The sequence below is a fragment of the Burkholderia sp. 4NA327C6 genome, assembly GCF_005502655.1.
Taxonomy (GTDB): domain Bacteria; phylum Pseudomonadota; class Gammaproteobacteria; order Burkholderiales; family Burkholderiaceae; genus Burkholderia; species Burkholderia contaminans.
The window spans coordinates 15,467-25,281 of the sequence record NZ_SCNZ01000051.1 but is presented as its reverse complement, the minus strand read 5'-3'; the positions used below and the strand labels follow the sequence as shown (position 1 = coordinate 25,281).

Below are 9,815 nucleotides of genomic sequence, written 5' to 3'. Positions count from 1 at the left end.
TTCCCCGTGGGGCAAGGGCGGGCGGGAGACCCGCGGCGGCGGGGACTGTCGTTTTTACATGACTGCTGGGTACATGCATGCACTTACATGCGCGGCACCGAGCGGATATCCGTGCTGTCGCCCGTGGCTCGATCGTCATCGGTTTCGGGAAGCGGCACGCCGGGCTCGCTGCGCACCACCGCACCGTGTTCGATCCGGTGCGGGAACGGCGGCGGTGCGTCGATTTCGTCGCCAAAGCGTGCCCGCACGAACGCCCGCAGCAGTGCCACGCGCGCATCGCGCCCGTGCGCGCCGCAGGTGGACGGGCCGTCGACGAAGGTCGCGTCGCATTCGACGTCGTTGCCGTGCCGTGCGATCCGAAGATCGTCGACCCGGTCGAGCACCGCGCCCGCGTCGGACCACGACGCCGACGGTGCGAAACACGCGTCGAGCCGCCTGAGTGCGTCGCATGCAGCCGTCACGACCACGTGCGGCGCGACGGCGGTGAAACTCAGCGTGTCTTCGTCATCGGCGCACAGCGCGCGTGCACACCAGTAGTCGAGATCGTTTCCGTCGAGTGCGTCGGTTCGCATGGGCCGGCTCCGCCGGATCAAAACGCGCTCATCGCGCAAGCGGCGTGCCCGTCGCGCGGCACGGCACGATCACCATGCGTCGACGTCCCGGTTGCCGTCGATCCGCTGCAGCAGGACATCGCAACGTTCGCGCAGCGCGTTCAGTTCCGGCGAATCGGCGTCGAGCCGCACACGTTCACCGCTGTCGGGATCGCGGTTCGCGACCGCGATGTCGTAGATCCCTTGCGCGATCGTCGCGGATGCGTCCGCGATCCTGACCCGCGCAAGCCATCCGCATTCGGCGTGATGGCACGCGAGCCACATCCGTTGCACGTCGACGAGCTGACCGGTCGTGAGCCATGCGCCGGACCGCATGCGCGCGGCCAGCTGGCTCGTCACGAGATAGGAGAGCAGATCGGTCGTTTGATTCACACGAGGCTCCTTGGCGAAGGTCGGGACGTTCGATCCGCGAACCGGGTCGCGGGGAGCGGGAGCCGGGGAAGGCGTCGGTGCGCGGATCGTCGTCCGGTTGCGGGAGGAACCTGTCACGGGCTCGCGGCGCGTGCCCATGGCGGTTCCGTCTGCGATCGGCGCGCAAACCGCGTGCCAGCAGGCGGGCACCGGGCACGGCGCGTGCGCGCGGGGCCGACGGGGTGCGCGGCGATCATGCGGCGCGTATTTTTTGCATCGTCATCGCAGATAGGTACAGGAGGCCACCGTGCAAAATCAACAGGACGCACAGATTCGGGACCCGTATCGCGGGCACGAGATACGCGTGTGGGCGCGGCGCAACGACCGCGGCGCGTGGCGCGACGAGGTACAGGTGTATGTCGGCGGCGAACGCATCGAGCGGGTCGCGCCGGCGGCCGATGGCCCCGACTGGATGACCGAGAACGAGGCGCTGCTCGCGGGCGTCGAGCGGGGCCGTTATCTGATCGACAAGCGCATTGACGACGATTGAACCGCTCGGCGGCCACGTGCCGATACGGCGGGGATGTGCCGGATGGTCGTTCGCGACCTGGCGAAGCCGACGGCGATCCGGCGCGGGCGCCGTCGGCGAAGCAGGCGTTTCAGGGCCGCGCAGCAATCTCGTCGAGGTGCCACAGCAGATCCGCCGGATCGTCGTATACGCGCAGCGCGCCCGCGCGTTCGAGTTCGTCGCTGCCGTATCCGCCCGACAGCAGCCCGACGCCGAGCGAGCGGCAACGGGCGGCGGCGAGCATGTCCCAGATGCTGTCGCCGACCACGACCGTGTGCTCGATCGGCACGTTCAGTTGCGCGGCGGCCGTCAGGAACAGGTCAGGGTCGGGCTTCGCGTACTTGACCTGGTCGCGCGTGACCACCACGTTCTTCGCCGGATCGACGCCGAGCGCCTCGAGGTTGATGGCGGCCGTCTCCATGCGCCCGCTGGTCGCGATCGCCCAGCGGATGCCCGCCGACGACAGCGCGGCCAGCAGTTCGCGCGCACCCGGCAGCGGCCGGACCTGCGCGCGCAGCCGCTGGTATGCGGCCGCATGGAGTCGTGCCAGCCGCTCGACGCGCTCCGCGTCGAGGTCGCCCGACGTCTCGCGCAGCAACTGATTCAAAAACAGGCCGCCGCTCATGCCGATCTTGCGGTGGATGCGCCACACCGACAGTTCGATGCCTTCGGCATCGAGCGCTTCCTTCCACGCAAGCACGTGCTGGTAGACGCTGTCGACGAGCGTGCCGTCGAGATCGAACAGAAAAGACGTTTCAATGCGCATGTGTATCTCCTGGCTCGAAAGGGGGCGAGCGAACGGGTCGTGAAGCGTGTCCGCACATTATCGGCGCGCGGCGATGTCATGACCATGTCCCGCGGCCCACCGACGCGACGCCACCCCGTGCCGCGCCGTGTCATGTGCCGCTGGTACAATCGCGGCGATCGCCGGGCCGGGCTCTCCGCGCCGCGCGCCCCCAACCCTCGTCTCGCCGATTCCAGGTATGGCTACACCGGACGCCGTCAGTTCCAAGCACTCGTGGTGGGGTGTCCTGACCCTGGCACTCACCGCCTTCATCTTCAATACCACCGAATTCGTGCCCGTCGCGCTGCTCAGCGCGATCGGCGACAGCCTGCACATGCAGCCGACCGACGTCGGCCTGATGCTGACGATCTACGCGTGGGCCGTGGCCGTCGTGTCCTTGCCGCTGACGCTGGCCACGCGCCACGTCGAGCGCCGCAAGCTGCTGACGGGGGCATTGCTGGTATTCATCGCGAGCCACGTCGTGACCGGTGTCGCGTGGAATTTCGCGGTGCTGATGGTCGGCCGGCTGGGCATCGCATGTGCGCATGCGGTGTTCTGGTCGATTTCCGTCCCGCTGGCCGTGCGGCTCGCACCGAGCGACCGGAAAAGCCGCGCGCTCAGCCTGCTGGCGATGGGCACGGCGATCGCGATGGTGGCCGGCATTCCGCTCGGGCGCGTGGTCGGCGAGACGTTCGGCTGGCGCGTCACGTTCCTGATCATTGCCGGCGCGGCCGGCGTCGCGTTGCTGCTGCTGCGCGCGACGTTGCCTGTATCGCCGAGCCAGGGCGCCGGGTCGCTCGGCAGCATCGGCGTGTTCCTGCGCAAGCCCGCGCTGGTGGCGTTGTACGCGATTACCGTGCTCGTCGTGTCCGCGCACTTCACGTCGTACACGTACATCGAGCCTTTCGTCCAGAGCGTCAACCACGCGAGCAGCAGCCGGATCACGTATGTGCTGATCCTGTTCGGCGTCGCCGGCATACCGGCCGCGATCTGCTTCAACCGCATCTATCCGCACCGGCCGGACGACTTCCTGCTCGGGTCGATCGTCGCGCTGGCGGGATGCCTGCTGATCCTGTTCCCGTGCGCGCTGAACATCGTCACGCTCTCCGTGCATACGCTGGTCTGGGGCGGAGCGATCGTCTGCTTCGGGCTGGCGATGCAGGCATGGGTGCTGAAGCTGGCGCCGGAGGGGACCGACCTCGCGGTGTCGATCTTCTCCGGGCTGTACAACGTCGGGATCGGCGCGGGTGCGCTGATCGGCAACCATATCGCCGGCGACTTCGGGCTGCCGTGGATCGGCACGTTCGGCGGCGTGGTCGGCGCGGTGGCCGTCGGGATCGCGTGGCTGGCGTTGCGGCTGCACGCGAGGCAGGCGGCGGCCTAGCCAGCGCCGGCTGGCGGCGTCCGGCATGGGGCGCAGGTCGCCACGGCCCGGCCTCGCGCTTCGCGGGTCATGCCACCGAGTAGCCGCCGTCGGCCACGAGCGCATGACCTGACACATAGCTGGAGTCGTCCGATGCAAGGAACGCGACGATCGTCGCCATCTCCTCGGCAGAGCCCCAGCGTCCTGCCGGTGTCGATGCGGCAAACGCCTGCTGCGCTTCTTCCGACGGCCAGATGCCGCGATGATGGAACGGCGTTTCGATCAGCCCCGGGCACAGCGCGTTCACCCGCACGCCGCGCTTGAACCATTCGATCGAAGCGGTCTTCGTCATCCCGATCACCGCGTGCTTGCTCGCGATATAGACCGACGCATTCTCGAAGCCGATCAGCCCGCCCATCGATGCGTTGTTGATGATGCTGCCCGAACCCTGCCGCAGCATGATTTCAGCGGCGTACTTCATCGAGTTGAATACACCGCGCACGTTCGGCTCGAACACCATGTCGAACCGCTCGGCATCCTGCTCGAGCAGCGGCGCGAACACGCCTTCCGTGCCCGCGTTGTTGAACGCGATGTCGAGGCGGCCGTAGGTCGATACCGTGAAATCGAACAGCTTGCGCAGATCGTCTTCGTTCGCGACGTCCACGACGAAGGCCTTCGCTTCGCCGCCGGCGGTCACGATTTCGTCGACCAGTTGATCGAGCTCGGGCTTGCGCCGCGCGGAGACGACGACCTTTGCGCCGCGCCGCGCGAGTTCGATGGCCGACGCGCGGCCGATGCCGGAGCTGGCGCCCGTTACCAGGGCGATGCGGCCGTCGAGTTGGGCCGGTTTCGTGCTTGCGTTCATGATGAAGTTCTCCAGAGTGATGTTTGAAAGCGACGCATGTGGCTGAGTCGAATCGGTTGCGATGCACGCTTGACGAGCATTGTGGTCGCTCGCGAGTCGTAAAAAAATGGAACAATGGCGCATTCAGAATTCCCGTTTTGGGAATGAAGCGCGAAGCCGCATGCGCGCGCCAGGAGGGTTCTCCATGCTCAATCGACTCGACATCCTGAAGATCTTTGCCGCGGCCGCCGCGGCGCCCACGTTCCGCGAGGCGGCCGCGCGCCTCGGCGTGTCGCCGCAGGTGGTGACACGCGCGGTGCGCGACCTGGAGGAGATGCTCGGCGAAACGCTGTTTCACCGGACGACCCGGAGCATCCGGATCACCGCGTTCGGGCAAGCCTTCGCGCGCGACGCGCAGACGGCGCTGGCTGCCGTCGACGGGCTGTTCGGCCCCGCGACCGGCCAGGCCGACGAGCCGGTGGGCGTCGTGCGGATCACGGCGCCGTCGGGCATGGGGCGTCGTTACGTCCAGCCGATCCTGGGCGATCTCATGCAGCGGTATCCGGGGCTCGTGCCCGACTTGCGGCTGTCGGACGTGCCGTCGCCGGTGGTCGACGAGCAGATCGACATCGGCGTGCGCGTCGGGGCGATCGGCGACAACCGCTTCGTCGCGCGCATGGTCGGGCCGTTGCCGATGTGGATCGTCGGCGCACCGTCGCTGATCCGGCGGCTGGGTGAGCCCAAAAACCGCAAGGACCTCGAATCGATGCCGGTGACGTGCCTGATCGATCGCGCGAGCGGCCGCCCGTGGCCGTGGATGTTTCGGGGGGAGCAGCAGTTCGTCCCGTCGTCGCCGGCATACCTGACGGACGATACCGAGGTGGAGATCGAGGCCATCTGTGCGGGGGTGGGGCTGGGGCAGTGCTCGGAGTACCTCGTCCGGCCGTACGTCGACAACGGGCGCCTCGTGCGGCTGCTGCCCGGCCTCGAGCCCGAGCCGTGGAAGCTGCACGTCTATCGGCCGCGGCGCGGGCCGATGCCCCGGCGCATCCGGGTCGTGTACGACGAGCTGGTGGCGAAGCTCGCGGACGCGACGTGGCGGGGGTAGGCGGTGCGGCCCGGCCGCGGGTCGCGTTGGCGCGAAGCGGTGTCAGCCACGGCTCGACGACGTCGGCGCACCTGCGAAACGGTAACGTGCGTCGCGCACGGCTATCCGGCCTGGCGTGGTACGCGGCAAACCGACATATTGCGGCATCATCATGGATGCCGACGCACCGGCATTCGGTGCCCGATATTCGACTGGAGACGCTGCATGCCGATACCCCGGATTGAAACCCGCGACGCGATGGGCGACCCCGATGTGGTCTATCTCAACCCGGATCACGTGCTGTGGATGTCGCAGCCGACCGCTGCGCAGCGGCGGCCGGGCGGCACGGCGATTCGCGTGGACGACCGCGTGAAGGGCGGTTCGTTGCTGATGGCCGACCATCCGCCGGCCGCCCAACTGCTGCAGGATCTCGGGCCGTTCGTGACGGTGACGCTGGCGAACCCGTCGTCCGACTATCCGGACGGTCTCGTCCATGTGCGTGCGCAGGCGATCGTCAAGATCGCGACGGACGACCACGACAAGCCGCTCGCGGAGCGCACGCTCGGCTGGGTCCACGTCAAGGACGGCTCCGCGTTCAAGGTCAGCGATTACGCCGCCGTGGCCGCGCAATGGCAGGCGTCGGTGGCGGGTGCCGGCCGCTGAACGGGGCTTCACGCCTGCGTAATGGCGCTGCGCTTGGCGCCGCTCATGCCGTGATCCAGTCGATGGCGCGGTTGGAACTCGCCGAAGAGAAGCGTTCCGTCATTAGCGGCCTTTTCTCCATCGGTCCGACCGCCTGTCAGATCGCGTCGCAGCCATTACAGCTAGTTAGTCCGGAAGAAGCGCCCCCGTGATGCGCTCGGGAATTCGCTCGCTCCCCGCGATCATTGCGATCCGCTGTCCGGCCAGAACGTAGTGGACATGCATTCTGGCGACGAGAATCCCGTCCGTGCGCGATCGGACCATCGTTCGGCACACGGTCCGATCGCGCGCCTCGCCGACGATCTCCGCGATCCCCTCATTTCGCTCGACGCGCGTCCCGACCGGCACATGCCACGTGACCATTCCGGTTTGCGTTGCCTTCAAGTGATCGACGGCTTCGAGTGCGGCGATTGCCGGCGCCTTTTGCGGTGCCCCTGCCAGTCGATCCGTGACAAAGCCCTCGACTCTCAGAAAGTCAAGCAATGCATCGACGTCGTGAGTCGCTAGCTCATCAGACACATCGCGCTGTCCACGCAGCTCGACAACCGCGGCGAATCCCTGACGGGAATCGCATGGCAAGCCGGATTGGCGCAATACATTCCATGCATCGTGAAATGCCTGGTCGAACGTTCCGCCACCAGCGTGCTCCTCGAGAAGCAGCACGGGAGCGGCAAGGCACCGCGCAAGTGCGACAGCGCGCGCTTCGTGCGCCCAATTGCTGTACACGTGCATGACGGCCGTCTTGTCGCAATGCAGATCGAGCGCCATATCGTAGGCAAATGCGCGGGATAGCAGCACCGATTTCAGGTATTCGACCGGGTCCGTACCGTGTGTCGGCGGCGCCGCGATCGTCGTCAGCCACGCCTGCGCGTTTCGGCGAGTCAGGGGACGATCGCCAGACGCGATCCGCCGGACGACCTCCGCGCGGATATCCGGGAATCGACGATCGAAATTGCCGCTTCCTGCGCAATCGAAGCGCCCGGTCAGCGCTCCACCAACGACCTGCTGCATACCGATCGGATTCGCCCAGGTCATGACGGCGATGCGCCCGCGCAAGGCCCCAATGCGCTCCAGCGACGCGAGCCGTTCCAGCAGATGCTGGATGACGAGAAGCCCCGGCACCTCGCCCGCGTGCAATGCAGCCTGCACGTAAAGTGATCGATCCGCATCTTTGGGGCCGAATGCATATTCGCGCAGCATCAGGCGCATCCCCGGAGCGGTACCGGGCAGCGGGATTTCCACTTTCTCCATCACTTGACTCCCATTCCCTGCGGGTCCGGCATGCAATAGGGCGATTAGAAATCGAGCAGCAGATTGCCGGGCTCGCGTCCATCCAGCGCTGCATCTCCGACGATCAATGCCGCCCGCTGCCCCGGCCTGACGAGCTTTTGCAACTGACGCACAACCAGTACGCCGTCGATCGGACTGATCACCGGGGCGCGCGAATTGATCTCCCCGTCGAGACGCACGATTTCCGCGAATGTCTCGCCCGCACTGACGTGCTCTCCGGGCGCGCGCCGGTAGACGATCACGCCCGCGCACGGGCATCGGACATGCGCGGCTCCCTGCAGAGGAAACACCTTGGGCGGCTCGTCCAGTCGCGGATCGTCGTCTGCCTCGGGCAGAGACAACACCCCCTCCGATTCTGCGAAATGCAATAGACGCCGGGCATCGTCCAGCGCAAGCGCATCGTCGACGTCCGCCTGACCGCGCAATTCGATCGTCGCCGAGAAACCGCATTCGTCCGCATTGAACGTACCGGCCTTCTGCAATTCACCCCATGCGCTCGAGTGCGTTTGATCGAATGCGCCGCCACCTGCCAGTGACGGCTCGAGCATCACGACCGGCGCCCCGATCAGGTGAGCGAGCTTGATGGCCCGATCGCGCTGCAGTGTCGACGCATAGACGTGTGCTACCGCGTCCGTGTCGCAGTGCAGATCGAGGACGATGTCGTGTTCGATTGCGAGCCTCGCCAGTTCGAGCTTCATCGCCGCCGCGGGGCTCAGATCGTCGCGCTCGAGGAGCAAGCCGTGGAAATAGCGCTTCCACTGGGGCCGCGTCAGACCGCGCGCATCAGCCTCACGCAGGCGTGTTGCAACGGCCCGATCCAGCAATGGAAAGTTGCGGTTGAAGTTTTCCCCGTTTTCGAAGTCGAAACGGCCCACGACGGGACCGAACAATCGTTGCGACAGACCGATCGGGTTTGCGTACGGCACCACCGTGACACAGCCGCTGATTCTATTGGCCTCGTCGAGGACATGTAGCCGCTCGAGCAGATGTTGCAGGACCAGCAGGCCCGGGTGTTCGTCGGCATGCAGCCCCGCATGCAGATAGATGCTGCGCCCGTTATCGGGGCGACCGAACTGATGCGCCGTCAGGTGGAGCGCAACGCCCGGCGCCGGGGACGGCAGAGGGATCTCGATACGTCGATAGGTCATGTGTGGTCTCCTCGGGCGCGTCTTGGCGGCCGGCATGAATGCCGCCGGGGCGCGCATGTTCAATCAATGCCGGACGTCACCGGCGACGAGCCGATAAAGCGCCGTAGCGACTGCGATGTCTTCCAGCCCGAGTCCGACAGAACGGAAGAACGCATGGCGCTCATACAATGGCAACCGCGCACGGTTCGCAACCAGCTCCGGCAGATCACCCACAATCGCGTCAGCGCTCCAACCGAACCTGGCCGCCGCAATTTTCATCTCTCCGGCACTCATCGGTGTCGTCGCTCGATAGTCGCAGTAGACGTCCATCTCCGGCAGCCACGCCGGCGGAATTTCGTGCGCGTCGGCGACGTTTGTGCTGATCGACGTCACGAGCGCCGGACGCGTCAGCATGCCGTCCGTCAGCACTGGCTTGCCGGATGATGTGCAAAGGGAGACGACGTCCGCATCGCGCACGCATGCGTCCAGACTTTCGGTGACGACGATCCGCGAATTGATCGATTTCACCAGATTGCGTCTGCCGAGGTCTGTGGCCAGCTCCGGCGAATACACGTGAATGGTTTGCCACGCGCGAACGGCCGCGAGGTGGCGCAGGTGCGCCAGGCCCAGCGCCCCGGTCCCGATCAGCGCCAGTCGTGCCGCATCGGGCCTCGCGAGACGCTCAACCGCCAATGCCGTCGCCCCTGCAGTGCGCTCGGCGGTCAGCAGGCCGGCGTCGCACCACATCAGCGGTCGCCCCGTTTCCATCGACATGAGCGCTGTCCACGCGGTCACGATGGCGCGGCCACTGGTCGGCACGTACGGCGAAAGCTTCGCGCCGAACACGCGCTCGTCCGCCAGCGTGCCGAGGTAGGTAATGAAGTCACCGGCGTTATCGGGGAACAGCGTCAGCGTCTGCGGCGGCTGCACCGCGCGGCCGTCGGCGAGCGAGCGGAACATCCGCTCCAGTGCGCCGCGAATATCCAGTTCCGGCAATGCGGCGCGAACCCGCGCCTCATCCACGACGCACGGCAAATCGTTCAGTCGAGCATTCATCCAGTGATCTCGGGCGAACCCGTTCCATGTCC

At 66.6% G+C, this 9,815-nt stretch carries 11 protein-coding genes; 4 read left to right on the top strand and 7 right to left on the bottom strand.

The window, feature by feature from the left end; translation table 11 throughout:
• Window positions 1-83: 83 nt before the first annotated feature.
• Together FFS49_RS34595 and FFS49_RS34590 are read right to left on the bottom strand one after the other, a co-directional pair.
• On the bottom strand, window positions 84-572 hold the full coding sequence (locus tag FFS49_RS34595; RefSeq protein ID WP_105816971.1) for a phage protein NinX family protein: 489 nt from the start codon (window positions 570-572) through the stop codon (window positions 84-86).
• A gap of 69 nt (window positions 573-641) precedes the next feature.
• Complete coding sequence (locus tag FFS49_RS34590; protein WP_105817150.1) at window positions 642-926, bottom strand: hypothetical protein; 285 nt, start codon at window positions 924-926, stop codon at window positions 642-644.
• Between the two features lie 343 nt (window positions 927-1,269).
• On the opposite strand from FFS49_RS34590, the gene FFS49_RS34585 reads away from it, so the two are divergent.
• The gene (locus tag FFS49_RS34585; protein WP_105816972.1) at window positions 1,270-1,512 is read left to right on the top strand and encodes a DUF6566 family protein; all 243 of its coding nucleotides are present in this window, start codon (window positions 1,270-1,272) and stop codon (window positions 1,510-1,512) included.
• Between the two features lie 109 nt (window positions 1,513-1,621).
• Here the strand turns inward: FFS49_RS34585 and FFS49_RS34580 are convergent, their stop codons facing one another.
• Window positions 1,622-2,296: an HAD family hydrolase gene (locus FFS49_RS34580; protein WP_011349726.1), complete on the bottom strand. Its 675-nt coding sequence runs from the start codon at window positions 2,294-2,296 to the stop codon at window positions 1,622-1,624.
• Between the two features lie 217 nt (window positions 2,297-2,513).
• Between FFS49_RS34580 and FFS49_RS34575 the strand changes: the two genes are divergently transcribed.
• Window positions 2,514-3,698, top strand: a complete 1,185-nt coding sequence (locus FFS49_RS34575; RefSeq protein ID WP_105816973.1) for a sugar transporter — start codon at window positions 2,514-2,516, stop codon at window positions 3,696-3,698.
• 67 nt (window positions 3,699-3,765) lie between these two features.
• Here FFS49_RS34575 and FFS49_RS34570 read toward each other — a convergent pair whose 3' ends face one another.
• Window positions 3,766-4,542, bottom strand: a complete 777-nt coding sequence (locus tag FFS49_RS34570) for a glucose 1-dehydrogenase (protein WP_105816974.1) — start codon at window positions 4,540-4,542, stop codon at window positions 3,766-3,768.
• A 184-nt stretch (window positions 4,543-4,726) separates the two neighbouring features.
• Between FFS49_RS34570 and FFS49_RS34565 the strand changes: the two genes are divergently transcribed.
• Together FFS49_RS34565 and FFS49_RS34560 are read left to right on the top strand one after the other, a co-directional pair.
• Window positions 4,727-5,629 carry a LysR family transcriptional regulator gene (locus tag FFS49_RS34565; RefSeq protein WP_105816975.1) on the top strand — a complete coding sequence of 301 codons (903 nt, stop codon included), beginning with the start codon at window positions 4,727-4,729 and terminating at the stop codon, window positions 5,627-5,629.
• Between the two features lie 204 nt (window positions 5,630-5,833).
• A complete protein-coding gene (locus FFS49_RS34560; RefSeq protein ID WP_137910297.1) occupies window positions 5,834-6,271 on the top strand; it encodes a hypothetical protein in 438 nt (145 codons plus the stop codon).
• 165 nt (window positions 6,272-6,436) lie between these two features.
• Here FFS49_RS34560 and FFS49_RS34555 read toward each other — a convergent pair whose 3' ends face one another.
• From FFS49_RS34555 to FFS49_RS34545, 3 genes are all read right to left on the bottom strand, one after another.
• Window positions 6,437-7,561 carry a succinylglutamate desuccinylase/aspartoacylase family protein gene (locus FFS49_RS34555; protein ID WP_105816977.1) on the bottom strand — a complete coding sequence of 375 codons (1,125 nt, stop codon included), beginning with the start codon at window positions 7,559-7,561 and terminating at the stop codon, window positions 6,437-6,439.
• 44 nt (window positions 7,562-7,605) lie between these two features.
• Window positions 7,606-8,748, bottom strand: coding sequence for a succinylglutamate desuccinylase/aspartoacylase family protein (locus FFS49_RS34550; RefSeq protein ID WP_171026881.1), 1,143 nt, complete (start codon window positions 8,746-8,748; stop codon window positions 7,606-7,608).
• A 63-nt stretch (window positions 8,749-8,811) separates the two neighbouring features.
• The gene (locus tag FFS49_RS34545) at window positions 8,812-9,783 is read right to left on the bottom strand and encodes an ornithine cyclodeaminase family protein (protein ID WP_105816979.1); all 972 of its coding nucleotides are present in this window, start codon (window positions 9,781-9,783) and stop codon (window positions 8,812-8,814) included.
• Between the last annotated feature and the right edge of the window lie 32 nt (window positions 9,784-9,815).

What these genes read in the sequence shown, in the direction of transcription:
- FFS49_RS34565 (WP_105816975.1), top strand. Translation starts at nt 4,727, where the DNA reads ATGCTCAATCGACTCGACATCCTGAAGATCTTTGCCGCGGCCGCCGCG.
- FFS49_RS34580 (WP_011349726.1), bottom strand. Translation starts at nt 2,296, where the DNA reads ATGCGCATTGAAACGTCTTTTCTGTTCGATCTCGACGGCACGCTCGTC.
- FFS49_RS34555 (WP_105816977.1), bottom strand. Translation starts at nt 7,561, where the DNA reads ATGGAGAAAGTGGAAATCCCGCTGCCCGGTACCGCTCCGGGGATGCGC.
- FFS49_RS34550 (WP_171026881.1), bottom strand. Translation starts at nt 8,748, where the DNA reads ATGACCTATCGACGTATCGAGATCCCTCTGCCGTCCCCGGCGCCGGGC.
- FFS49_RS34545 (WP_105816979.1), bottom strand. Translation starts at nt 9,783, where the DNA reads ATGAATGCTCGACTGAACGATTTGCCGTGCGTCGTGGATGAGGCGCGG.
- FFS49_RS34575 (WP_105816973.1), top strand. Translation starts at nt 2,514, where the DNA reads ATGGCTACACCGGACGCCGTCAGTTCCAAGCACTCGTGGTGGGGTGTC.
- FFS49_RS34595 (WP_105816971.1), bottom strand. Translation starts at nt 572, where the DNA reads ATGCGAACCGACGCACTCGACGGAAACGATCTCGACTACTGGTGTGCA.
- FFS49_RS34590 (WP_105817150.1), bottom strand. Translation starts at nt 926, where the DNA reads ATGCGGTCCGGCGCATGGCTCACGACCGGTCAGCTCGTCGACGTGCAA.
- FFS49_RS34570 (WP_105816974.1), bottom strand. Translation starts at nt 4,542, where the DNA reads ATGAACGCAAGCACGAAACCGGCCCAACTCGACGGCCGCATCGCCCTG.
- FFS49_RS34560 (WP_137910297.1), top strand. Translation starts at nt 5,834, where the DNA reads ATGCCGATACCCCGGATTGAAACCCGCGACGCGATGGGCGACCCCGAT.